Origin of the sequence: Vibrio sp. 10N.286.52.F8 (genome assembly GCF_041468745.1) — a bacterium.
GTDB lineage: Bacteria > Pseudomonadota > Gammaproteobacteria > Enterobacterales > Vibrionaceae > Vibrio > Vibrio crassostreae_C.
Window position 1 is genome coordinate 256,434 of sequence record NZ_JBFRJF010000019.1, and the last position, 25,435, is coordinate 281,868.

The 25,435-nt window shown below is 43.5% G+C and carries 19 protein-coding genes and 1 pseudogene; 11 read left to right on the forward strand and 9 right to left on the reverse strand.

The annotated features are described in order from the left end of the window. Positions 1-114: 114 nt before the first annotated feature. Complete coding sequence (locus AB4133_RS11785) at positions 115-837, reverse strand: FadR/GntR family transcriptional regulator (RefSeq protein ID WP_017063624.1); 723 nt, start codon at positions 835-837, stop codon at positions 115-117. Between the two features lie 174 nt (positions 838-1,011). Continuing rightward, on the reverse strand, positions 1,012-1,788 hold the full coding sequence (locus tag AB4133_RS11790; protein WP_065584137.1) for an SDR family NAD(P)-dependent oxidoreductase: 777 nt from the start codon (positions 1,786-1,788) through the stop codon (positions 1,012-1,014). Between the two features lie 342 nt (positions 1,789-2,130). Between AB4133_RS11790 and AB4133_RS11795 the strand changes: the two genes are divergently transcribed. The 3 genes from AB4133_RS11795 (at position 2,131) to AB4133_RS11805 (ending at position 5,732) form a co-directional block, all read left to right on the forward strand. Continuing rightward, positions 2,131-2,850 carry a FadR/GntR family transcriptional regulator gene (locus AB4133_RS11795; protein ID WP_010438385.1) on the forward strand — a complete coding sequence of 240 codons (720 nt, stop codon included), beginning with the start codon at positions 2,131-2,133 and terminating at the stop codon, positions 2,848-2,850. A gap of 276 nt (positions 2,851-3,126) precedes the next feature. Further along, positions 3,127-4,989, forward strand: coding sequence for a DUF294 nucleotidyltransferase-like domain-containing protein (locus tag AB4133_RS11800; protein ID WP_017061466.1), 1,863 nt, complete (start codon positions 3,127-3,129; stop codon positions 4,987-4,989). Then, entirely contained in the window at positions 4,989-5,732 is a 744-nt protein-coding gene (locus tag AB4133_RS11805; RefSeq protein ID WP_372224541.1) for a 3'-5' exonuclease, read from the forward strand. Before AB4133_RS11800 ends, AB4133_RS11805 begins: the two co-directional genes overlap by 1 nt. A 134-nt stretch (positions 5,733-5,866) precedes the next feature. On the opposite strand, the gene AB4133_RS11810 is transcribed toward AB4133_RS11805, so the two are convergent. The 3 genes from AB4133_RS11810 to AB4133_RS11820 form a co-directional block, all read right to left on the reverse strand. After that, a complete protein-coding gene (locus tag AB4133_RS11810; RefSeq protein ID WP_017061464.1) occupies positions 5,867-6,541 on the reverse strand; it encodes an oligogalacturonate-specific porin KdgM family protein in 675 nt (224 codons plus the stop codon). A 76-nt stretch (positions 6,542-6,617) separates the two neighbouring features. Then, complete coding sequence (locus AB4133_RS11815; RefSeq protein ID WP_102450741.1) at positions 6,618-7,877, reverse strand: alginate lyase family protein; 1,260 nt, start codon at positions 7,875-7,877, stop codon at positions 6,618-6,620. Positions 7,878-8,840: 963 nt separating this feature from the next. After that, positions 8,841-9,452 (reverse strand): toxin-antitoxin system YwqK family antitoxin, encoded by a 612-nt coding sequence (locus AB4133_RS11820; protein WP_017061462.1) that lies wholly within the window; start codon positions 9,450-9,452, stop codon positions 8,841-8,843. Between the two features lie 509 nt (positions 9,453-9,961). On the opposite strand from AB4133_RS11820, the gene AB4133_RS11825 reads away from it, so the two are divergent. Then, the gene (locus AB4133_RS11825) at positions 9,962-11,734 is read left to right on the forward strand and encodes a sodium:solute symporter family transporter (RefSeq protein ID WP_017061461.1); all 1,773 of its coding nucleotides are present in this window, start codon (positions 9,962-9,964) and stop codon (positions 11,732-11,734) included. Positions 11,735-11,819: 85 nt separating this feature from the next. Continuing rightward, the gene (locus tag AB4133_RS11830) at positions 11,820-13,436 is read left to right on the forward strand and encodes a polysaccharide lyase 6 family protein (protein ID WP_372057145.1); all 1,617 of its coding nucleotides are present in this window, start codon (positions 11,820-11,822) and stop codon (positions 13,434-13,436) included. Positions 13,437-13,629: 193 nt separating this feature from the next. On the opposite strand, the gene AB4133_RS11835 is transcribed toward AB4133_RS11830, so the two are convergent. Next, entirely contained in the window at positions 13,630-14,142 is a 513-nt protein-coding gene (locus AB4133_RS11835) for a peptide-methionine (S)-S-oxide reductase (protein WP_372224544.1), read from the reverse strand. 239 nt (positions 14,143-14,381) lie between these two features. On the opposite strand from AB4133_RS11835, the gene AB4133_RS11840 reads away from it, so the two are divergent. From AB4133_RS11840 to tnaA, 3 genes are all read left to right on the forward strand, one after another. After that, positions 14,382-15,497 (forward strand): YcjF family protein, encoded by a 1,116-nt coding sequence (locus AB4133_RS11840; RefSeq protein WP_372224545.1) that lies wholly within the window; start codon positions 14,382-14,384, stop codon positions 15,495-15,497. Further along, the gene (locus tag AB4133_RS11845) at positions 15,484-17,160 is read left to right on the forward strand and encodes a GTPase family protein (RefSeq protein ID WP_372224547.1); all 1,677 of its coding nucleotides are present in this window, start codon (positions 15,484-15,486) and stop codon (positions 17,158-17,160) included. Before AB4133_RS11840 ends, AB4133_RS11845 begins: the two co-directional genes overlap by 14 nt. Positions 17,161-17,904: 744 nt before the next feature. After that, positions 17,905-19,377 (forward strand): tryptophanase, encoded by a 1,473-nt coding sequence (tnaA, locus tag AB4133_RS11850; RefSeq protein WP_372224549.1) that lies wholly within the window; start codon positions 17,905-17,907, stop codon positions 19,375-19,377. Between the two features lie 127 nt (positions 19,378-19,504). On the opposite strand, the pseudogene AB4133_RS11855 reads toward tnaA, so the two are convergent. Then, positions 19,505-19,615, reverse strand: a pseudogene (locus AB4133_RS11855) (LysR family transcriptional regulator); the annotation flags it as partial. Between the two features lie 81 nt (positions 19,616-19,696). On the opposite strand from AB4133_RS11855, the gene AB4133_RS11860 reads away from it, so the two are divergent. Together AB4133_RS11860 and AB4133_RS11865 are read left to right on the forward strand one after the other, a co-directional pair. Then, positions 19,697-19,936 (forward strand): hypothetical protein, encoded by a 240-nt coding sequence (locus tag AB4133_RS11860; protein ID WP_017081013.1) that lies wholly within the window; start codon positions 19,697-19,699, stop codon positions 19,934-19,936. 214 nt (positions 19,937-20,150) lie between these two features. Next, the gene (locus tag AB4133_RS11865; RefSeq protein WP_009846539.1) at positions 20,151-20,468 is read left to right on the forward strand and encodes a Dabb family protein; all 318 of its coding nucleotides are present in this window, start codon (positions 20,151-20,153) and stop codon (positions 20,466-20,468) included. A 93-nt stretch (positions 20,469-20,561) separates the two neighbouring features. Here AB4133_RS11865 and AB4133_RS11870 read toward each other — a convergent pair whose 3' ends face one another. Together AB4133_RS11870 and AB4133_RS11875 are read right to left on the reverse strand one after the other, a co-directional pair. After that, positions 20,562-21,770, reverse strand: coding sequence for a DUF3103 domain-containing protein (locus AB4133_RS11870; RefSeq protein WP_372224551.1), 1,209 nt, complete (start codon positions 21,768-21,770; stop codon positions 20,562-20,564). Between the two features lie 324 nt (positions 21,771-22,094). After that, positions 22,095-23,918, reverse strand: coding sequence for a M4 family metallopeptidase (locus AB4133_RS11875; RefSeq protein WP_372224553.1), 1,824 nt, complete (start codon positions 23,916-23,918; stop codon positions 22,095-22,097). Between the two features lie 615 nt (positions 23,919-24,533). Between AB4133_RS11875 and AB4133_RS11880 the strand changes: the two genes are divergently transcribed. Further along, the gene (locus AB4133_RS11880; RefSeq protein ID WP_102575854.1) at positions 24,534-25,346 is read left to right on the forward strand and encodes a TIR domain-containing protein; all 813 of its coding nucleotides are present in this window, start codon (positions 24,534-24,536) and stop codon (positions 25,344-25,346) included. Positions 25,347-25,435 lie beyond the last annotated feature (89 nt).

Sequence of the window (25,435 nt, forward strand, 5' to 3'; positions counted from 1 at the left end):
GCGGAGTAGAGCGTTTAAAGAAGAAAACACTACGGTAGTTGATGGTTAAAAAAAGGGTGCTAAAACAAGACTGACTTGTGTCTTTGAAAAACAAGTCAGTTTGGTTAATCTCGGTTATGCGATGGCTAATTCAACCCTAGAGAGCTTTTGGTTCTCATCGTCTAGCAGGACTTGAGAAGCAATTCGAGCTTGCTTGGCATCGCCAGACATTATTGCGTCGTAAATCGCTTTGTGTTCTTCTAAACAGAAGCGACCGCCTTCAGCGGAGTGGTCGATAAACTGCTTGAAGATAGTCGACAGAATGTTCGCGAATGGAATGTAAAATTGATTACCTGTCGATAAGAAAATTGTTTGGTGAAACAGGTGATCGTTGGTCGTCCACTCTTCATAATCGAAGCTATTTGCTGCGATGGTCATTTTCTGGAAAAGAATCGAAAGCTCTTTGCGTTGCTCTACAGTTGCATTGGTTGCAGCGAGCGCACACGCTTCCGGGTCAATCGCTTTTCTTAAGCCTAAAAATTGAGACAAGAAGGGTTTAGTATCTTCTAAATCTTGGATCCAGTACAGCAATTGCGGGTCCAAGAAGTGCCACTGTGTTCTCGGTTTGATACGAGTGCCCACTTTTGGCTTCGACTCGATTAAACCTTTTGCCGAAAGTAGCTTAGTCGATTCTCGAAGGGCAGTTCTGCTCACTCCAAAGATTTCGCACAGCTCCATTTCGCTGGGTAACTTTTGATTTTCTTCTAACTCGCCTGACAAGATCTTGCGAGCAATTTGTCTCGCCACTTGAACATGAATTCGGCGGCTTGAATCTTCCACCAATGTAAATATTGACATTTAAACCACCTGAAATTGAAACTTTGAAAACACTAAAAGCCAGACGAATCTGGTGTTTAGTGTCAGTGTATACGTCGAATTTAGTGTGAGGTTTTCCCTCATCTACTCGGGTCTGTTAACCTTATATAGTGTGGCGAACTTAAATCGCTGAGTGAGCTTATATAAACCAGCTAACTAGGGCGTTATTTGTCCGCCGTTAACATCTAGGATTTGACCTGTGATGTAACCGCTGCAAGCATGTGAGGCAAAGAAAGCAAAAGTAGGTGCTACTTCTTCAATACTGCCAAAGCGACCCATAGGGATATTGCTAGCAATGGTCGACTTTAGCTCATCGCTTTTGCCGTCATGAAATGCGGTATCGATAGTGCCTGGTGAAACTATGTTGAAACGGATATTGTCTTTAGCAAATTCTTTTACCCAGTTCCGATGGATATCGTGTAACCAAGCTTTCGATGCGGCATATACACCAGCACCCACACCACCACCTTCACGAGCGGCAATCGAACCCGTGCTAATCACACAAGATGTTTGCCCGGACTCAGCAGCAGAGGCGCGTAAGTGCGGGATAGAGAACTTGGTTGTCATCAGCGCAGAGCGAACATTAAGGTTCATTACGCGCTCATAAAACTCATCATCGATATTTTCTAGATTGGCGCGACCACCAAGGCCACCGGCGTTGTTAATCAACACGTCCATGCCACCAAAATGATCAGTGAACTCTTTGACTAACCTTTCGCACTCTAATGTGTCCATTAGGTTTGCAGGAAAAAAGGCAACATCGCCACCCAGTGCGGTAAGTTCAGATAGAACGTCATCAACTTTTGGGCTAGAAGCACGACTATTGATACCAATTTTTGCACCATACTTTGCGAAAATACGTGCTGTAGCTAAGCCCATACCTGCAGTAGAGCCAGTAATTAGAATGCGTTTGCCTTTTAAATCGTTAAACATCACAGTCGCCTATATTGTAGATTATTCGCGTTAATAAATCATACAATAACACTTGCAGTATTCAAGGATAGTCATCTCAAAACTGATCATCAACGACATAAATAGTGAGAGTAAGAGTCGTTTTGTGAGTTTGCGCATACAAAAAACGGTGTAAATAAGAACCATTTGTATGAATAAATGTTTTTAATTAGTTTGATGAACTAAATACTTATAATATTCATAAAATCTTCGCTAGCCTATATCATTCGTGACCTCACGTTATTCTTATACTTAGTTGGTGCAGATATAAATCAGTGCTATAGTCCGAGTTAAATAATACATATCTAATAAGTAAGTAGACACATGGCTGGCTCTTTCAATTCGATTTCAGGCTCTAAGCGAAGCCTTCATGTGCAAGTTGCACGTGAAATCGCACGTGGTATTTTGTCGGGCAATTTGCCTCAAGGCTCTATTATTCCTGGTGAAATGGCTCTGTGTGAGCAATTTGGAATTAGTAGGACTGCATTAAGAGAAGCGGTTAAGCTTCTTACTTCAAAAGGCCTACTAGAATCTCGACCAAAGATCGGTACTCGCGTTGTTGACCGTGCGTTCTGGAACTTTTTAGACCCGCAATTGATCGAATGGATGGATGGTTTGGCAGATACAGACCAATTCTGTCATCAGTTTTTGGGCTTACGTCGCGCGATTGAACCAGAAGCATGTGCATTGGCTGCTCAGTTCGCGAGCGCTGAACAACGCATTGAACTGTCGGGCATTTTCCAACAGATGGTAGAAATATCAGGTGCTGAAGAGTTTAACCAAGACAGTTGGCTAGATATTGATATGAAATTCCATAGCCTCATCTTCAATGCAACAGGTAATGACTTTTACCTTCCATTTGGCAATATCTTAACGACAATGTTTGTTAACTTTATTTCTCATTCTTCAGAAGAGGGAAGTACGTGTATTAATGAACACCGTCAAATTTATGAAGCAATCATGGCGGGTAACAGTGATAAAGCACGCCAAGCTTCTGCAAGTCATCTATTAGATACTAACCACAGATTGCCAGTAGCAAGCTAGCTTAGTGTTTTGGGTGAGGTTTCAACTCTAAGGTCTTAGCCGTTTCTATCGAGCGTTGCTCTGGATACCTAGTGGAGTCAACCTAAAATTGCTGTTACTACAGACAGTTATCTATTGAAAGCACGTTTAATACGTGCTTTTTTTACATCCAAAATTGATGAAAACTTGACCGATGTCCAATATTTAGTCTTATGTGCGTTGTTTTGCTAAAACCGCTAGTAACCAGCATTGTTAGTTATATAATAATACTAATCAAATTAATGCGAGTGTGATTATATGCCTCAGTCTCTATTGCCAAATATTCTTCAGTTCATCGGTCAGATAGACCCTTTCGATAAGATCCCTAAAGAAGCGCTTCGTGACCTCGCTTTTAATGTTCAGATTACCTATCTAGCCAAAGGGGATGTCGTCGATCTATGCGAGTCAGGAAAAGAAAAGTCGCTCTATATCATTCGAACAGGATCTATGGAGCAAAGAAAATCGGACGGTGTGCTTCGTGCCCGTCTAGGCAGTGAAGATTTGTTTGGCTTTACGTTCTTAGATTCTGAAGTCAACGACGAAAAAGGCTATAGAGCTGTCGCAATCGAAAACACCTTACTTTATGTGATTCCACACTCGGCACTTCAAACGCTTTTCAAAGCCTTTCCAAGTTGCGCAGAACACTTTGCTTCACAGGCGCAGGTTCGCTTGAAGTCGGCACTGGATGTGGTCTGGTCGAATAAAGAGAAAGGCCTGTTCATTCGTAAAGTTGAGGAAGTGGCAAGCGGGCAGGTGGCAATTGTTAAGTCTGAGCAAACCATCCAGTCGGTTGCGGTTGAAATGCTTCATCAACGCTCACCGTGTGCCGTGATCTATGAAGGTGAAACCATTGTTGGTTTGATCACCGACCGAGACATGACTAAGCGAGTGATTGCCCACGGCGTGAGTACTGATAGCCTGATCTCAGAGGTAATGACGCACTCTCCACTTACTGTAAAACCGGATGATCTGGTGCTGCATGCGGCCTCTATCATGATGCAATTTAATATCCGTAACTTGCCCGTTGTGAAAGAGAATAAGGTCGTTGGTCTTCTTACTACGTCTCATTTGGTTCAAAACCACCGTGTTCAAGCGATATTCTTGATCGAGAAAATCAAATACGCGGGCAGCGTGAAAACCATGTCTTCGTTCACCTCAGAGCGACAAGCAATTTTTGAAGCGCTGGTGGAAGGTAAAGTGGCGCCTGAAACCGTCGGCAAGGTAATGACCATGATTATGGACGCCTACACCCGTCGATTGATTCAAATAGCGATTGATAAGTTAGGCCCACCACCGTGTGATTTCTCTTGGATCGTAGCCGGATCGCACGCACGTAATGAAGTGCACATGTTGTCGGACCAAGACAGCGCGATTGTTCTTGCTGACGATGCAACCGACAGTGACCGTATTTACTTCAAACACTTAGCGATGATGGTGACCAACGGCTTAGCAAGCTGTCACTACCCATTATGTCCAGGTAAATTCATGGCTGCGACGCCAAAATGGTGTCAGCCACTCAGTGTATGGAAGCACTACTACAAGAAGTGGGTGGCTAACCCAGAGTACGAACGCTTGCTTAATATCAGTGTGTTCCTAGAAATTCGTACTATCTACGGCAACAGTGAGTTCGAAGGTATTCTGCGCGATGAGCTGCATAGCAATATTCGCGGTAACCGTGAGTTTTTAAGCACGCTAGTGAAAGACGCGGTCAATACCAACCCGCCACTTGGCATCTTCAATAGCTTAGTGCTAGAGAAGTCAGGTGAGAATAAGAAAACGTTGAACGTGAAGAAGTACGCGATCAACTTGATTATCGACTTAGCGCGTATTTATGGCCTTGCTGTGGAGTGCGATTTGTCGGCGACTGACGAACGTTTCGCTGCTGCCAATGAAAAAGGCATGCTGAGCGACGATGCATTCAAGAACATTCTGGGTGCTTACCAGTTCATTCTCTCTTTCCGTTTTGGCCATCAACTTGAAGCGCTGAAGAACGGGGATGTGCCTGACAACAACATCAACCCAGATAGCTTTGGTAGCTTTGAGCGTAAACACTTGAAAGATGCCTTTAGGATCATTGCTGACCTTCAAGAAGCGGCGAAAATTCGTTTCGGAGCACGTTAATGAAGCTATGTTCAACTAATAAATGTTTAAAACGAATGCTAAACTATTTTCACCCGCTTGAACGAATTAAACGCAAGCGTAAGCAATATTTGGGTACGGTTAAGCTGCCAGAAGCGTTACATGATCTGGTAGAACAGCCTTGCCCTGAAATGACGGACTTGGCCAAAGACAGCGACTATATCGTGTTGGATCTCGAAACCACAGGCTTAGACAGCGAACAAGATCTTATCTTGTCTATGGGATGGGTCGATGTGGTGAAAGGACGAATCGATTTGGCTTCTGCCAAGCATATCTACCTGAACAATGATTCTCAGATTAACGCTGAAACTGCGGTGATTAACCACATCACACCACAGATGCTGGAAGAGGGCGCATCTATTCATGATGCGATGCTGACGTTCTTCGAAGCAGCGAAAGGCAAGATTATTGTCGCGCACGCTTGCATGGTAGAAGAGAGGTTCATTAGCCAATATCTTCTTCGTTGCTACGGTTTACGAGCGATTCCTCTGCTTTGGTTAGACACATTGTGTATCGAAAAGAGCATGGAGAAAGCGATCAGCAATCATGAAGAAGTGGATTTGACTCTAGCAGGCACTCGTGAAAGATACGGGCTTCCTGAGTACAACAGCCACAATGCATTAGCCGATGCCGTTTCGACAGCGGAATTGTTTTTGGCTCAGCAGAAGCGAGTTGTGCCTAACGATAATGTGACCGTTGCCTTTCTCTATCGGATTAGTCACTAGGAAAAAGAGCTGCAAGTGCGCGGCTCTTATTTTACTGATTTTAAAGGAAAAAAAGCCAGCGATTAAGCTGGCTTTTGTTTAGGTCTTAGAAAATTAGGACAGTAATTATCTTAGATTATCTATATAGCTATCGATTAGAAGCTGTAAGTAATACCTACACGGCTACGTAATTGACGGTCACGGCTGTCTTGAACGTTACCTAACTCAACGTATGGACGCCAGCTCCAGTCAGCCTCTTTGTAGCCCACTTTAAAGTTGTAATCCCACTCGTTGTCAGCACCACCGCCGCCAGTCCACTCATTGTCAATGAAGTCTTCTGCGTAGTTAGCTTCAAAGCCGAACTGCCATGCATTCCAGTTGTAATCGATGTTACCTGTAACTTTACTGCGGTTCTTATTCTCGTTTGAAGAGTCAGATGTGTAGTCACGGAACTCGTGACGGTAGCGAAGTTTCGCCTTTAGGCCTGATTCGAAAGAGTATTGAACACGTACTTGCGGTTTGTAGGTTACGCTATCAGAACCAAACGTTACTGGCATACTTGGTTGAATTAACCAGTGCTCGTTAAGCTTGAATTTGTAACCGTATTCGAACTCGTTGTCTGCCGCTTCCCATTCAGAGAAAGGCTTACCTTTTTGCTTTATTTCAGCGCCGAAGAAGTGGTTATCGACAGAACCGCTCATCTTGATACGACTTGCCCAGTCTTCTGAGCCATGTTTGTACTCTTGGCGCGCGTCGAGTGATGCGGCAGACACGCTGCCTGCGAAAAGAGTCGCTAATACTGCAAGTGTTACTTTATTCGTTTTTATCATTGTTATTGTTTCTACTGTATCTAAATAAAAAGGGGTTACTAAAGGACCAACGTTGAGCCCTTTGTTGTATTTGGGATTATAGTTTTGGGTAAAGTAGTTCTACGTCTCGTTGAGCCCACACTTCAGCTAGCTGCTTCTTGACTGTGAATTCGCTGAAATCGGTCTCTGTTGCTAGTTTTACCCATTCAGGGTTTTCCATAGCTACGCCAGCTTTCAGGTAAAGCGGAGTCATACGTTCAACGCGACGACGTTCGTCTTTCTGTGTGTATGGCCACTCTTTCGATAGGTCGTTGTAATCAGCCATTAGCTGAATACCTGTGTCTAAAGAACCGCCTTTCTTATTGGTGTAGTTCCAAAGATCGATACCGACCTTGTCACCGATCTGAGCCATACCGATCAATGGATCTAGGCTGAAATAGTGGTAGTGGTAAGCACGCGTGCGCTCGATTTCATGAGGCTGAGAGCCGTCTTTTTCGAATTGAGTGTCGATACGCATCTTGCCTTTTTGAACCATTTGCTTAGCAAGCGTTTCGTTACCAATAAAGTAAGAAACACCTGCAACTTGATAGTCGTACCAAGTACCGTGGTTGTTTTCTGCGTAAGCTTCGCCTTTAGGACCGCCAGATAAATCATCGATGATCAACCAATCCAAGTATTCGCTGTACCATTGGGTGATTTGTGTTTCGTCAGACTCTGACCAGGTAGGTGATTGAGACAAAATAGCGATTGAATCTAACATGCGATCAGTCAGCGTTCTTGTATCGATGATTCCACCGCGGCGACCTTCTGCTACACCAGGAACACCTTGTCCGTAGTTCACGTTCGGGTTCATCTTGGTGTCTTCGTTGAAGAACCAAGTTCTTATGTATTCGATACCTTGCTGAGCATATTTTTCGTCTTGGCTAAAATAGTAGGCGACCGCTAATGCACGAACAGAACGGGTGAAGTGGCCAATACGTTTTGAGTCAGTTTCGTCAGTTTTTGATGCTGGGTTTGTTTTTCCGTCATGGCGAATCCATGGAAGCCCATCTTCTTTTGATTCATCAGGCCACCAGTATGGGCTAATGCTCATGTAATCGTTCTTGCTGCCACTTGGCGGAACCATTCCTTTATCAGCAACGCTAAAAGGACCATCGTTCATTGCTAGGTCGGCTTCTTCAATAAGCTTTGTGTACGCGTCTTTCATTGATTCAGAAGCATTGTCTGATTGAAGAAGAGTACGGTTCGCTTCTAATGTTGCTTCGTCTAAGAAAACGAATTCAGCGGCTATAGCCTGAGAACCAAAGGTGATAGCACCAATACAAGCAGCAAGATGTAGGAGTCGAGGGGCTTTCATATTTACGTCTTTTATTTTGAGTTAAGATAATACAAATATGCTAACGATTTGAAGGCGCATGATCTGTGAATTGGATCGTGTTTTGAGGACAAAACCACTATTTACAAAGGGTTACAAAGTCAGTTTGTATTGGTAAGTTTATGATTTTTAGTGTTTTGTTTGGCTGTTGATCATGGTTTTGAAGAGTTTTGTTCATCAATAAATGTGCGCTACAGCAAAAAATTGAACCTTTAGATATCATTTTTATTTGTAATACATTATTATTTACTAACTTTCTGTAGCAACACATAACTTTGCTGTGTTGATTGCATGAACAGACGGTGTGAAGCCGAATAAGTAAGAGTGGTCTTGAAGCTAAATGGATTAAATCCACCGCTTTAAGAACATGAGACATTTACTTGAGGTGATTTAAAGCTCAATCAGAGAAGGTTTGAAATGTAGTAGGCAAGGTAGTGACATAGCCTGCTATATAAGTATGAACTTGATAGGAATGAACTGGGTTCGAATCGTTACCCGTTGTTCTCATCAGCGACAAAGAAGAAATCGTTGAAGTGCTTGCGAAAGCATTTTGATTATTGCTCCCAACTATTCTAATTATAACTTCTGCTTTCATCTAGAAAGGTAGGAGATGGTAGTCGAAGATCTACCCTTGCGCTCATGTTGATACAGGCAACATGAGCGTTTTTTATTTGAAATTTGAGTAGAGAGTCGTGTGCGGCTCAATAAGCGTGTAAACCGCGGCTTAAGAATAGGCTTTTAGGTTGATGACAACACGCTCAAGTGAGTCTGTTACAGCATCAAAGCCACGAACATTCACGCTTAATCACATGAATGTTCGTTTCCCTTCTCTTCTCTTCTCTTCTCTTCTCTTCTCTTGTCTCTTAGTTGCAGACGTGTAGCTACAAACTTTAACAGCAGGCGTTTAGTTATATCAAAGAGCTCCGTGAGAGCTGTTCTTGAGGCTTAGCTTTCTGTAGGCATCCACACCTGTTTAGAGGTGACTTTGTGATCTTTAAAGGTCAGTTCTTCAACTTTGTCACCGTTAGTATTCCAGCGAGTAAGTTTTCCGTTCGCGACTTCACCTTCATCAAACTTCGCTTGGCTGGCCTTATTACCGTTCGGGTAGTAGTCCGTTACCAATCCATCTTTTTGTCCGTCGCTGTATTCAGCTGTCAGGCTTTGTTCCCCATTGGGATACCAGCGAGAGGCGGTGCCTGATAGTTCATTGTCTTTATAATTGAGTTCTGCTTTTTTCTGTCCGTTTGGATACCAGGTTTCAGCTTTGCCTTGCAGTTCACCTTTTACGTAATTCACTTTAGAAGCGACTTGGCCATTCGGATACCAGTTAGTTTCTAGCCCAAGTTCTAAGCCATCGGCAAACTGAGCTTGGGTCGCGACTTGGCCGTTATCGAACTTCTCTTCAAATTGACCAGTGAAAGGTTTTGAATGGTTTACTTGGTAAGCCACGCCTTTACGCATCTGTAAGTAGTCAACAGCATCTTCACGCGGTGTTGCTGCATAGCTCATAGAAGATACCGTACTAAGAGCAATTAAGATTGGAACGTATTTCTTCATAATGACACCTTTTTATTGGACGGGGAAAGTGTAACGGGTGTGTTAAAAGCATTTCACTTCCGTGTATCCCTGTCAGTATCTAATAGTGGTTTTCAAGTTTTCATTATTGGCTGCCTAATATAGGGAACTTTTAAAAGAAAATTTCCAATTCTATTTGTACTACAAATGAGTTGGTTTAATTTATTTTTATAAATTATATCTAACGATATTTTTGCTGCTCTTCTTTAAGCTTTGATCGTCAAGAATAATAGTTTTTAACGATGAATCTTCGATTTTTAGAGACTTTGTTCATGTTTTTCGGGGTTTTGGTCGAAATTTAGTGCGGATAACTGTACTGACTTGAGGAATTGCGCTCCTAGGTGGTGCAACTTTGAACTCGATCACTTGTATGATTAATTGAGTGTCAGACTGTAAGATCATTGTCACGCATTTGGATTATTGTAGTACAAATATACTTGCCATTTATTTATAATGACCTCAACAAAAAAACATAAATAAAAGGTCTAACGATGGAACTCAATACCCTGATAGTTGGCATCTACTTCCTATTCTTAATTGCGATAGGGTGGATGTTTCGAACGTTTACAAGTACGACAAGTGATTACTTCCGTGGGGGAGGTAATATGCTGTGGTGGATGGTAGGTGCAACCGCATTTATGACCCAGTTCAGTGCTTGGACATTTACTGGTGCAGCAGGTAAAGCCTTTACCGATGGCTTTGCCGTAGCGATTATCTTCATCGCGAACGCATTCGGTTACCTAATGAACTACCTTTACTTCGCTCCGAAGTTCCGTCAACTGCGTGTTGTGACGGTAATTGAAGCGATTCGTATGCGTTTTGGTAAGGTGAATGAGCAAGTATTTACTTGGTCTGGTATGCCAAACAGCGTTATCTCTGCAGGTATTTGGTTGAATGGTCTAGCAATCATCGCATCGGGTATCTTCGGCTTTGATATGACAACGACGATTGTCCTAACGGGTCTGGTTGTACTAGTAATGTCAGTAACAGGCGGCTCTTGGGCGGTAATCGCATCTGACTTTATGCAGATGGTTATCATCATGGCGGTAACGGTGACGTGTGCTGTGGTTGCGATTTACCACGGTGGTGGCGTTACGCAGATCGTTAACGACTTCCCAACAGATTCATTCATTACGGGTGATAACCTGAACTACATGAGCATCTTCAGCATCTGGGCTGTGTTCATCTTCTTAAAGCAGTTCAGCATCACCAACAACATGCTTAACTCTTACCGCTACCTTGCTGCGAAAGATTCAAATAACGCACGTAAAGCAGCTCTACTTGCTTGTGTACTAATGACGCTTGGTCCAATCATCTGGTTCATGCCTTCTTGGTTCATGGCAGGTCAAGGTGTTGATTTAGCAGCAGCTTACCCAGAAGCTGGCAGCAAAGCCGCTGACTTCGCTTACCTTTACTTCGTTCAAGAATACATGCCTGCAGGTATGGTTGGCCTTCTGATTGCCGCTATGTTCGCAGCAACAATGTCTTCAATGGACTCAGGTCTAAACCGTAACTCAGGTATCTTCGTTAAGAACTTCTACGAGCCGATTCTTCGTCCTAAAGCGACAGAGAAAGAGCTAATGGTTGTTTCTAAACTAACGTCTACCTTCTTCGGTATCGCGATCATCTTGGTTGCTCTGTTCATCAACTCTCTTAAAGGTCTGAGCCTTTTCGACACCATGATGTACGTGGGCGCATTGATCGGCTTCCCAATGACAATTCCAGCATTCTGTGGCTTCTTCATCCGTAAAACACCGGATTGGGCAGGTTGGGGCACGCTAGTTGTAGGTGGTGTGGTTTCTTACTTCGTTGGTTTCGTTATCACTGCGGACATGATTCAAAACTGGTTCGGTCTAAATGAACTAACTGGCCGTGAGTGGGCTGACCTGAAAGTGGCTATCGGCCTTATCGGTCACATCATATTTACTGCTGGCTTCTTTGTTCTTTCAACACTGTTCTACAAGCCTCTTGCTGAGCACCGTGAGAAAGACGTAGACAAGTTCTTCAACAACCTAGCGACGCCACTAGTTGCTGAAAGTAATGAACAGAAGAAACTGGATAACAAGCAACGTCGTATGTTGGGTTCACTTATCGCGGTAGCGGGTGTGGGCGTAATGACTATGTTCGTACTGCCAAACCCAATGTGGGGACGCATGGTATTCGTTCTGTGTGGCTTGATTGTGTTCTCTGTTGGTCTGTTACTTGTTAAAGCAGTCGATGACAAAGTCGAGCAACAAGACGAAGTGACTCCAGCCGAAGGCTAATTTAATACGCATCCTAAATAACATCACGGCCACCTGAACGGGTGGTCGTCATTTTTATAATCCAAACTTTAATGTGAGATGTACGATGAACAAAAAACTATTATCGGTAAGCATTATTAGCGCGTTCACACTCGCTTTTGCAACAGGCTGTACAACACAAGAAAAAACAGCACCCGTAGTCAGTGTCGCTGAACAAGCTACGCCTGCTGTTAGCGAAATTGACCGTAGTTACCTATTGAGCAGTGACCGCTTAACAGAGGTAGATGGCGACACTTTAGCCGTTGCTTCGGAAGAGCAAGTGGCTGCGCTTAAAGCACAATTTGAAAACCTAAAAGATGGCGACGAACTGGTGATCCCTGCCGGTAAATACGCGAACTTAGGTCAAGTGACGATCACGGCGAATGACATCACTATCAAGGCCGAGCAAGCAGGTTCTGCGTGGATCACTGGTTTGATTCAGTTTGAACTGAAAGGCGATGACATCACGCTTGATGGCTTGGTATTTACTGAGGGCGGTCCTAACGAACGCTTTGGCGCAGTTCGTATGATGGGTAATGGCAATACGCTTCAAAACTCAACATTCTACTACTTCAACCACGATTACACGTACGAGCCAGACGAGCGTCGTTCTGAGTATCCAAAGTACCTTTGGGTTTCTCTATGGGGTAAAGACGGCAAAGTCATCAACAACCGTTTCGAAGGTAAGCAAAAACGCGGCACTTTGATTGGTGTACAAAAAGATGACACAGCTGACAACCACCTGATCGCAAATAACATCTTCATGGATCAAAAGCCTAACCAGTTCAACGAATTCGACATCAAAGAAGCGATTCGTTACAACGGCAACAGCTGGGAAGCGATCCGTATTGGTGATTCTAAATCTTCACAGTGGGATTCAAGTTCTAAGTTCGTGAACAACCTAATGATCGATATGGATGGTGAGCGTGAGCTTATCTCGATTAAGTCGGGCGACAACACGATCTCAGGCAACACGATCTTCCAAAGTGCAGCTCTTATTTCACTGCGCCACGGTAAAGGCAACACAGTTGAGAACAACATGATTCTGGGTAACGAGAAACGCCTAACGGGCGGCATTCGTATCTACGATGAAGATCATGTGATTCGCAATAACTACATTGCCAACACTCGTGGTCGTGATGGTGTGATTGAAGGCAACGCTGACCTACGTGGCGGCATTGTTATTAACACGGGCATCATCGACGTAGCGAATGGTGAGCAGCTAGATCAATCGGTGAAAGGCAAAGAGCTTAATAAGCAGTGGACACCGAAAAACATCACGATCGAGAATAACTCTCTAGTTGATACTGAGTGGGGCATTGTTTACGGCAACCAAAGTCACCGTGTAAGCCTGTTCAACAACGCAGAAGTGGAAGGCATTTATGCGGGTGTTGATGTGGCGTTTAAACACAATGTGGTTGATAACTCGCAGTCACCTGAATTTGTAAGTGTCCGTGCAACGCAAGACTTCCCATTAGTTGGCGCAACCTACACAGACGAAACTTACGTAGGTCAAGTAACGGATTCTGAACTGATCGAAGGCTACTCGATTGAGCTACCAAAAGTCGTTGTAGAAAATGGCATTAACGCTTACCAAGGTGAAGGCGCAGACGTGTCTAAACTTGCGGTTGTGACAGCTGAAACAGCGGGTCCAGACTACGTGCTTGAGAATACGACTAAGTAAGTTATTAGTTAATGGCTAATGGCTAATGGTTAATGGTTAATGGTTAATGGTTAATGGTTTAATGGCATGAGTTATCAAATCAATTCACGATAGCTGACCTGACCTAACCATAACACTTAAAAAGCCTCAACAGATAATGTCTGTTGAGGCTTTATCGATCTTAGGTCGTGACCATTTCAATCTTACGTCGTGACTACTGTGATTTATACTTATGCAGCAGATCCCAAGGGATATGACATAAGTGGTGATCTTCAGGGAAGTGACTTAAGTGATGCTGGTGGATGTCGTCGCTGGCAACATAATTGGTCAACGGCAACACCTCAACAGCGATACGGTCGGCATCATCTCTTGAAGAAATATAGTGCTTAGCTTCGGTTAAGTGTTCTGCATTAGTGCTGTATACACCTGTGCGGTATTTCTCTCCGACATCGACACCTTGTTTATTCAAGCTGTAAGGGTCGATAATCTCAAACAAGTGTTCCATCAAAATCGTGACTGACGTGATGTTTGGATCAAATTCAATTTGTACGCACTCCGCGTAGCCATTGTAATCGCTTTGTGTGCCGTCGCTTTGTGTCGTTTTGTTCTCTGTTGGCTGGGCGCTTCCATTAGTACGGCCTGCTTCTGTGCTGATAACACCAGGAACGTACTTAATAAATTCTTGTACACCCCACAAGCAGCCGCCAGCTAAATAAATTTGTTCCATACTTCTCTTTGAGCTCTCTGTGTTTGTTGATGTTCGTTAGGTACCCGAATCAATACGATGATACCCGTACGTATAAAAAAGCGTCTATAAAAATGAGCGCGCAAATAAAAACAAGCGTTTAGGCATTGTAAACCTGTGCGACTGAACAAACATAAGTTTAATATGATTTGTGATTATATAAGTCAGTATTGCTTTGTCATCAACTCGAATCTCAACATCAAGTGAGCGTTACTCTAAACATGTTTGATCAAATAAAAGACTTCATTAATCCGAGCAAGAACCCAGACTTGACTCAGGCTCATGAATATCAGCGCAAGCATCTTCCTACATTGTGGCTGTTGGGCAAAACGGGGGCGGGCAAGTCATCGTTTATTCAAGCGGTCACGGGCGACTCTTCTGTAGAAGTGGGCAATGGTTTTGCGCCTTGTACCATGACGGCGATGTCGTATGAGTTTCCGCAAGACAAACCCGTGATGAGGTTTCTTGATACCAGAGGACTCAGCGAAGCGAATTACGATGCGAAAGAGGATTTGGAAGAGATTGGTCAGGCAGGTAATGCGTTAGTCGTTGTAATGAAAGCCGACGAACCTGAACAATCCGCTGTGGTTACGGCTCTAAAACAGATTAAGAAACAGAAGAAGATTAAACACTTGTTGCTGCTTCATACGGCGGTGTTGTCTTCCAGTGAACCAGATCGAGCAAGGCAAATTCAGTTCAACAGCAACCAAGTAGAGAAGGCTTGGGGTAAAGAGTTTGAATCGGTAGCGGTCGATTTCGAAACGGATGACAACGCTATGTCTAACAGCGAAGCGGTTTACAACTATGACATCTTGTTAGAAAAGCTGAGCAGTATTCTTCCGGTGATAGGAATGATGGTGCAAGACAAAGAACATTCCACGCAAGAAGAAGCCAACTTTGATCAAGTAGAAAACGAAGTGCTTTGGTATGCAGGAAGTGCCGCAGCGAGTGACCTGATTCCCGGTGTTGGTTTGGTGTCGGTACCTGCGATTCAAGCCAAAATGCTTCACAGCTTGGCCAATCAATATGGGGTCGAATGGAATAAGAGAGTCTTTAGTGAGTTGATAGGCACTCTGGGAAGCAGCTTTGCTTTGCAATACGGAATGAAGCTGGGCACTCGACAGTTGATAAAGCTGATTCCAGTTTATGGTCAAACGGTAGGTGCGGTGGCTGCAGCGGCAATGAGTTTCGGCACCTCTTATGGTTTAGGTCGCGCGGCTTGTTTTTACTTCTATCATAAGAACAAAGGTGAAGAAGTGTCTGAACAAGAGATGCAGAAGATCTACAAAGAATCTCTGAAAAAAGGAAAGGCGGCGTCGGGTTATGAAGAAAATTAGAAACCTATTTCGATTACTGGCGGTGCTATCGAGCGGACGCTGGGGCATTGCCCTGATTTCGGCGATCTTCCCAAGCATTATCATGATGGGTTTTGGTGTCTTCTTGGCGATCAAATACGGTTATCTACTCGAAATGTCGATTGCCATTGCCGTGAGTACCTTGGTGTTCACCATTCCTTTATTCATTTCTAGCCGTTCTTCAAGCCGCTCTTCAAATAAAGAGCCTTTCTCGAATAAAGAGAGTGGCGGCCTTGGCGAGGATACTGCTGAAGCTGAATCACAGCATAAAAAAGCTGATATCAACGATGCATTGGTTAAGGCTTCGGCTGATTGGTCTCAAAAAGAACTGTCGATCTGGAATGATTCAAAACACCATGTACGCCAACAATTAATGGTCGACATAGAGTGGGGTAACCTAGACCAAACCGGTTTAGAGGTACTTGAATTTGTTGCGAAAAAGTTTGATAAGAAATCACTCGATTTTTCGATTCCTGAAGGGCTAAAGCTGTTCGAAGAGGTCAGCCGACGCTACAAATTGGTAGTGCGAGAGCATATCCCCGGCATTGAGTATCTCAAGGTTTCTTACATCAAAGCGGGCTACGAAGCCTACGATAAATACGGTGAGCTAGGACAGAAGATCTTCAAAGCGGCTATTTGGGGTAACCACCTTAAAAACTTGTATTTGAATCCACTCAAGGTGATTTCTGATTTAGGACGAGAACAAGCGACAGCAACGATGACAAGGGGTGTGGTTGATGACATGCAATACGCCGCCAAACAAGCCTTGTTAGATGAAGTTGCGGCGGTGGCGATTGACCTCTACAGCGGACGTTTCAGCATTGAAGATGAGGCACTTAAAGTGTCTGATGTTTCTGAACTCGACGAACAACGCTTTGCTCCAGAGCTAGAGCCTGTGCGAATCGTGCTGGTGGGACAAACCAGTTCGGGTAAATCTTCACTTATCAATGCACTCAAGCAAGAGTTGGTTGCAGAAGTGGATGTGCTGCCATCAACCGACACTTCAACGGTGTATAACGCGTTTGTCGACGACAATGATGTTCGCGTTGTTGATCTTCAGGGGCTTGATGGCAATCCTAAAACCGAAGCCTTAATGCTGAAAGAGATGACCCAAGCGGATGTGGTGCTATGGGTGCTTAAAGCCAATCAGTCTGCACGTGATTTGGATAAGCAATTGAAAGATAGATTTGATGCTTTCTATGACGATCCTAAGAACATCTCACGCAAGAAACCGATTGTGGTGTCGGTTGTGAATCAGGTAGACAGATTAAAGCCTGTAGACGATTGGCAACCGCCGTATGACTTAGAGAATCCAACATCGACCAAAGCGAAGATCATTGCTCAAGCGCTCGAACACAATCATATATTGCTGCAAACCGATATCGTGTTACCGCTGGCGATTGCGCCAGAAAAGGTACAGTTTGGTTTAGATACTTTAAGGCAGACGTTGATCGAGCGTATCGCTGACGCAAATAACGTTCAGAGAAATCGCCAACGTTTAGAAGCCATGAAAAGAGGGACGTCGGTTAAAGGCCAACTGAATAAAGCGGTCAAGGCGGGTAAGAAGGTTGCCCCCAGTGCATTGAAAGCAGCGACGCCAAAACTGGCTGAAATGGCCATCAAGCAAGTCGTGAAGAAGAAGTAAGTTATTCACTGCGAATACGGTTCTGGTGAGGTTTGAGCCTCATCAGAGCTTATCTTTTTAGCTCAGTAGATTCCTAGAAGATAGCTTTTTAGAAAACAGCCATCTTCGCCCCTTATTCGAGGAAGCATTGAGTTTAAAAGAGATTTGATATTATTAAGTAACTCGCTGAACTAGTTTAATAGTATATAAACGACTGTGATTCACAGTTTATATAACATGCTATCGTATTTAATCATCATTCTAAATGTTGATCACATTTATACTTTTCTAAGCTGTATTTATAAAACAATTACACTATATTTAAATTTCGGATCACCTTGATTTCAACGTAGGGATATATTGTGAACATGTATCTGAAATGGCAATCAACAACATGGCTAACCTTGTTAGCTTGGTATACCTTAGATCACCAGCTCTCGTTCCGCCTTTCTTCAGAGTAGTACCCTCTTGGCGTCACGCGCTAGCAAAGCAGCGTGCTTTGTTTACCTATCAGCAGCTTTGATAACCTTTGAACGCATGAATGTCGCACTTATTATTTCGTGCAGAATATTCGTTGTTTTGTCGTTCTCGCTAATTATCTCAGCCTCTGTTTAGGTTTGATTAATAACTAATTATTTAACTTGTTTATTTTCATTGTTAATTTCCGTCTATCTTTATGCGGAGCTATTAAATTAATGGTGAGGATTCGTGACATCTAAAGAAAATAGATTTCGACCTGATCGGAATGTATAGAAAGGTACTATTATGGAAAACTTCAAACATCTACCAGAACCGTTTCGTATTCGTGTTGTAGAACCAGTAAAAAGAACAACCTCTGCATATCGTGAGCAAGCCATTGTTGACGCGGGCATGAACCCATTCTTACTGGATAGTGATGATGTGTTTATCGACTTACTGACAGACAGTGGTACAGGTTCTATCACCCAACGTATGCAAGCCGCGATGTTAATGGGGGATGAAGCTTACAGTGGTAGTCGCAGTTACTACGCATTGTCGAATGCGGTTAAGGATATCTTCGGTTACGAGTTGACGATTCCAACACACCAAGGGCGCGGCGCAGAGCAGATCTACATTCCTGTTCTTATCAAGAAGCGTGAAATGGAAAAGGGACTCGATCGCAGCAAAATGGTCGCCTTGTCGAACTACTTCTTCGATACAACACAAGGTCACACCCAAGTGAATTGCTGTGTGGCGAAAAACGTTTATACCAAAGAAGCGTTCGATACCTCAGTGAATGCGGACTTCAAAGGCAACTTCGATGTGGCGAAGCTGGAAGAAGCGATCTTAGAAGCGGGCGCGGCCAATGTTCCTTACATTGTGAGTACCATTACTTGTAACTCTGCTGGTGGACAGCCAGTGTCTATCGCCAATCTAAAAGCCGTTTATGAAATTGCTCAGAAGTACGATATTCCTGTGATCATGGACTCGGCACGCTACGCTGAAAATGCCTACTTCATTCAACAACGAGAAGTGGGTTATCAAGATTGGACAATCGAACAGATCACGCGTGAATCCTACAAATACGCGGATGGCTTAGCCATGTCTGCTAAGAAAGATGCCATGGTACAAATGGGCGGCTTGTTGTGCTTTAAAGACGACTCTTTCATGGATGTGTACACAGAGTGTCGAACTTTGTGTGTGGTGCAAGAGGGCTTTCCAACCTATGGCGGCTTAGAAGGTGGCGCGATGGAGCGTTTGGCAGTTGGCCTTTATGACGGCATGCGCCAAGATTGGTTAGAGTACCGCATTGGCCAGGTGCAATACCTTGTTGATGGCTTAGAAGCGATGGGCATCGTGTGCCAGCAAGCAGGCGGTCATGCTGCGTTTGTGGATGCGGGTAAACTGCTTCCTCATATTCCAGCAGGTCAGTTCCCAGCACATGCTTTGGCGTGTGAACTCTATAAAGTCGCGGGTATCAGAGCGGTTGAGATTGGGTCTTTGCTGCAAGGTCGCGACCCAGCAACCGGTGAACAACACCCATGTCCTGCTGAGTTGTTGCGCCTTACCATTCCTCGCGCGACCTACACACAAACACACATGGACTTCATTATCGAAGCATTCGAAAAAGTGAAAGAGAATGCAGGACAAGTGAAAGGGCTCGATTTTACCTACGAGCCGCCGGTGTTAAGACACTTCACTGCGCGCTTGAAAGAGGTAGAGACCAGCGAGAAACAAACAGAAAAAAAGAACGAACAAACGCTCGAAGAAGCATTTTAAAATAAAAACATAAGCGAATAGTCACTAGAACCCTAATCAAAGGCTCCCTCGGGAGCCTTTTCTTTTTTTGGATGGTAGGGGAGTTAGGCAGTTAAGCCTTTAAGTAGTTAACCCGTTAAAAGCTGAACTACGCTTGTTTGTTTTTCAGGGTAGATTTCAACATTTGGAATAACCACTGATTCAAAGGTGCGTCTTTTTGCGAGCGGCGGCAGCTCATCACATAGCTCACATCTATGGTTCATGTTCGATTGTTAAAGTTACTCCAACAAAAACACAGATACCAAACGAACAAATAATTAAAAATAATATGAGGTGATGTATGAAAAAGTTAATCGCACTAGGCTTAATGGCTCTTTCAATGAATACTGCTTTTGCTGCCGACGGTACGTATACAGGGACTATCGACATGACAAGAAGCGAAGGTAATCAAGTAAAGGCTGAGCGTGTTGAATCTGACTTAACACTGGAAGGAAGAAATGAAGCGTCTAACGGCGGAATCCAATTCCAAAAGAACGTTGATCAAGACCAAACGATCCAGCTTACAGGTCGTCGTGATTAACGTTAAAGATGTGCTTACCATTGTCATGAGAAATGCTGCGCCCTCGGGTGCAGCATTTTTCGTTATTGGGTTGTGGAGTATTTTATAAACTCTAGCGATCTAGCCTTGGCATGTTGTGTAACGTGTGGCATTTTGTTGTTCTCTAATTTAGATCGCTATTGGGTGTTGGTTAAGCATTACAAACCAGTAAGCGAACGACTCGAAAGGACAAGGAATGACTCAAAAAGAAACGGGAATGATTCGTCATATTCTACTGATTAAGTTTAAAGAAAACGCTGAAGCTTCAGAGGTTCAAAAACTAAAGATGCTGTTTGAAGCGATGCCAAACAAGGTTGAAGGGGTCACTTCAGTAGAATGGGGATTAAATGACAGCCCTGAAAACAAGAATCAAGGTTATACCCACTCGGTGTTAATGACGTTCGCCGATGAAGAAGGCCGCCAGAATTACCTTCCGCACCCTGAGCATGATGCGCTGAAAGATGTGTTTCGTCCGCTTTTAGAAGACATCATTGTGTTTGATTACTCCCTGTAATTAGGTTCTGAGTAGGTCTCTTGTGTTTGACTTACCTTCGATAATGAAGAGTTAGGGCTTATGTGATTAAGCCCTAACTGAATAAGAAACGACTTACTCTGTAGGCGAAATCGTTACTGGTGCAAACGATGCGACAGCATTTCCGCCTGCGCCCGGACGGTCTACATAAGGCGTGTTCTGCATTAAGGTGTAGTACACATCCACGAAGTCATCATCATTCACTAATACACCATCAGGAATTACATCGATAATCTTGCCTGTGATCTGAGGGATGATCGCATAACCTTGAACTTCTGGATCAGGAATCATCTTCAGTATCTCTTCTGCGGCTTGAACCAAGAGTTTTGCTAGCGCTTTGTAGTCTGTGCCATCATCGTGTTCCATCAAGATCATGTCTGCAGCACCCCAGCGGTAGCGAGGCCAGAAGATGACGGTCTGGTTCGGGTAGTACGTCTGTTTGTCGTAGTCCAGATAAGGCATCTCAACGAGGTCGATTTGGGGCTCTATACGGCTTGCATTAACCCCAGTGACAATAGCGTAGATTTCAGCTTTGCCAGAGATCCACGGTTCTCTATCAATGGCCAAACGAATCTTAGATAATTGGGTGGTGTTCAATTCTTCAGGTTCAGATTCTGAAATAGAGCGACGAACTTTGTTCATTAAAGGCTGTTGTTGAGACTTGTGGACGCTGATTTTATCACTGTTGGCATTGATTTGCGTTGTAGTACCCAGCTTTTGCATCTCTGCCTGCATTGCCATTAAGCCTGCTTTGAGCTCTTCAGCACCGTTACTATCAACCACAAACACTGGGACGTCTGGCATTTGGTACACATCTAATTCATGAACCTGTCCGTACACGTCATACGCTTCAATGTATTGCCAATTCGAATCGTCGCCTGATGGTTCAAATGCAAACAGCGGGTTTTCACCATTCTTCCAAGCTTCGATCATCGCTTCATCAGCCATGCGAACCTCTAACACAGAGTCGCTAAAGTCGTTGATCCCTTTCATCTTGCGATAACCAAGATCCGCTTTCTGCATCCGGCTTGAAAATGCAGAGTAGGGCTGAGTAGAGCTCAATTTATCTACAGGCGCGGATAAGTTCTTTTCTGAGATCTGAGCTTTTAAGGAGAGCTCAAGATCGGAATAACGCTCGCTGATTTGCAACGCCAGAGATTGCTTTTGCGCTGCGCTACTTTCTGCAATACCTAATGAATCAGTTGTCTCAATATTTTGCGCAAAAGACTGGAAGCCAACCACTGTCGTTGCAAGCACCATACTGATAGGAAAAGATGGTCTCATAAATAATCCTTATTTTAATTTTTATCATTAATAGAGCATTTGCCCTATAAGGATTAACCTATCAGTAACGTGAATGTGTTCAAAAGTTAGTCAGTTATTTTTGTTTCGTTGTGCAGCACAGGATCTCAATTTAAACTGTTTTTATAAAATAATACCTAAGTAACCTTGATATTTATAAATTAATAAACGTATCAGTAAATAACTTACAATATTATTAGCTACTACGGTGTGTCATAAAAAAACCTACTCAAAGTGAGTAGGTTTTTATTTCGCGGTTAACCGCTAGTTCTCGATTTACAACTTGTTTGAGAGGCTCGCTCTAACTCAATCTAAACGTAACGTTAGGCCAGAGTAGTTCGAGTATCCGCGCAGTAACACATGATAGGTCACACCCGGCTGAGCGCTCACACTGCACTGCTCATTGTTTCCAGCACGGTAAGGGCGACAATCGTAACTCGATGTCGTTGGCTTGCTTCCCGATTTCACATAAAGGTCGGCATCACCCGAACCACCAGACATTGAAACCGTCACGCTGGATGCAGAATCCACAGTGAACGTGTAGAAGCTCTCTGAAGATTGATTCCCGCTTAGGTTCGCAATCGGTGTGCCTTTCGTCAGTAAATTGCCAGTTGGAGGTGTGACACCACAACTCGCATTCACGCCTACTGTGTTAAAAGCATCTTCAACATCGGCAACCACATAGCCCATGTCGGCTGCGGCTTTCGCTACGCCACAAGCTCCAGCGTCAAAGGTACTGTTTGCCGTCCAATACAACTGGTTGGCAACCGTGAATATCTCAAAACCCTTACGTACATTCCAACCCGATTTGTTCGCTAAAAGGTAAAAGGCGCGGTTGTAAACACCGCTAGATAAGTGAACGTTCAAACCATCGTAGTATTGAGAGGCGTGATCAATCGAGCGACCATCTTTTGAAGGTTGATCGAAGTAACGTAAGCCGCCTTCTGATTTGAATATATCGCTTCCGACCACCCAATCCACACTGCCACGTAAGTAGTATTCAGCCGCTTCGCCTGCAATATCGGAGAAGGCTTCATTGATACCGCCTGACATGTTTTGGTACACAAGGCCGGAGTTTTGCTCAGTGAAGCCGTGGCTGACTTCGTGAGCACTCACGTTGATATCGACCAATGGGTAAAAGGTGTTTTTGCCATCCCCAAATGTCATGGATGAGCCATTCCAAAAGGCGTTTTCATAATCGGTACCGTAATGAACGCGCATCGTCAGCTGGAAAGTTAAAGGCGACGTGTTCATCCACTCTTTGTACATATCGAATACGACATTACCAAAATAGTGCGCATCGTTAAGAGGCGAGTAAGCCCCGTTAATGTATTTATGATCGGTGTAGTTGGTTCCGTCGGCACAGTTGTAGCTGTAGGCTGCGCTGCCAGAGGTTCCGTTCCTCAAATCGACTGTCTTAACTGATTCATTTTCTAACTTACAAGTCGTGTCTGTTTTGTCGATGGGAAAGTTAGGGAAGTCACTGCCATATTCATATCGAGTGGTTTTGAGGTTGCCACCGGGGCCAGTACCTAATGCTTTAGCGTGGTTTAGTCCATTCCATTTTTGGAGCACATCGCCAGTTGTGGCACCAATAAAGTAGAAAGGGCGCTCTGGTATTGAGGACGCGATAAAGAAATCGACCAGATACACCACTTGCGCGGTTTGGTTCTCATCCAGTCTCACCATGAGTTTCGCATTTTTGTTTTCAATCGACTTTTTGCCGACAGTAAACGTGCGGTGAGAGGATATCGCAGCTTCAATCGCTTGTTCTCGATTCAGTTTTGGCGCGATGCTGGATAGGTCACCACTGATCCCCTGTGCCATGGAGCCGAACACCTGAGTGGGTTGGTTCTTGGAAAGGGTGGCCACGACCGAAGTATCAAAGACGGGTAAACCTAAGTGAGTTTGTTGATAGCGGACTTTGGTTTTTCCATTGGGCAGTACCACCCGTTTTACTTCAGAAAAACCTAATTCTAGTGGGGCAACACTCTTCGACTGCGCGACGAGGCTTTGTTGTAGTAATGCATCATTATCGACTCTGACCATTTCTGCAGCGTGTGCATTAAAGCCAAAAGATGTACCTAGAATGGCTGCTATTTTCCAGCTTAATTGACGTTGTTGGTTCATTTTTCGTTCCTGATTTTAATATAAACTCCTTCTTCCCAACGGCTTTATAGGAAGTCTATATGCAACACATCTGTGCCATGTGTTGCGAATCAAGATTGGAAGAGCATTTGGAATTATGACAAGTTTATCAGGGAGATTTATTTTTAGAGTATGTAATTCAAAGTTTACAAAAATCCTTATTGATCAAATTTTTTTATAAAACCTAAATTTGTTATTTATCGTAAATGTATGAAGGGTCGGGAGTTATTAAAATCCGTTTTGTTTGAATTGATAGAATAAATTTATCTAGGCTAACTTCGTTATTTCTCTGTTTTAATCTTAATTACAAATTAGTAAATAATAGGGTTTTTGGGAGTGGGGATATTGTCTTTATTATCAATAGTAAATTTGTTTTAACAATACTCTCCAGACAAGTTATCAAGTTTTCTTCATTTAGTTTTTTTAGATAGAAAAATCCCTATATTTCCTTGTTCAATCACAAATCAAGAGTGATAAGTCGTTGTTGTGAAAGAGGTGGGTCGTTTAAGATAGAGCGCATAAAAAATAGGCAGAAGAACTCTGTATTTTAATACAAAGCTCTTCTGCCTGATAGCTGTTACATTTCAGGAGAGTACAGTGGAAAAAAATTTGATAATCGACAGGTTGGATTCATTCAAAGAGCGTTTAACTGGTGAGGTCTTAGATGCATATCAAACCCGCGGTCGTTCGTATGGAAGGGATAGATTCAATGCTTGGAGGCGCAAGTTTGCACAATTTCTTGACGAAGTTATGCCTGGAGAAAGTTCAACGCTCAATGTAAAACTAACTCACTATGCCTTCTCTACTCGTTATGGTGAAAGTGATGCTCAAAGATTCTGGCGTGAAGATGGGGACAATATGATCTCATATATTGACTCACTTGTTTTAGACATTCAGAACGATGAGTATGATCCTCAAGAAATCGAATTGGAGCCCTCTGTCGAAATATCCTCTTCTGAAAAGCCAAAGAATAAAGTTTTTATTGTTCATGGGCATGATGGTGGAGCTAAAGAGAGAACAGCTAGGTTTATCGAAAAGCTTGGTTTCGAAGCCATAATACTTCACGAACAAGCAAGTAAAGGAATGACTATCATCGAGAAAATTGACAAGTATTCTAACGAGGTAGGTTTTGGCATTGTTTTGTACACTCCAGATGATATGGGGAATGTAAAAACGGAAGCTGAGGCAGGTGAGTTGAAACACCGAGCTAGGCAAAATGTAGTATTTGAGCATGGTTTCTTAATCGGTAAACTCGGCAGAAAAAACGTAGCTCCATTGGTTGAAGGTGCGATAGAGCTACCCAATGACATTAGTGGTGTTGTTTATATAAGTGATAATGATTGGCAAGCAGATATAGCTAAAGAAATGAAGTCAGCAGGGTATGACATTGACTTTAATAAGCTCTTCTAAAATTTAAATTTAACAAACGACTATGGCGTCAATGATTAATTTTTGGCAGTGTTTTCATCCCACATGGCGCCATCTCTCAGCATAGAGTT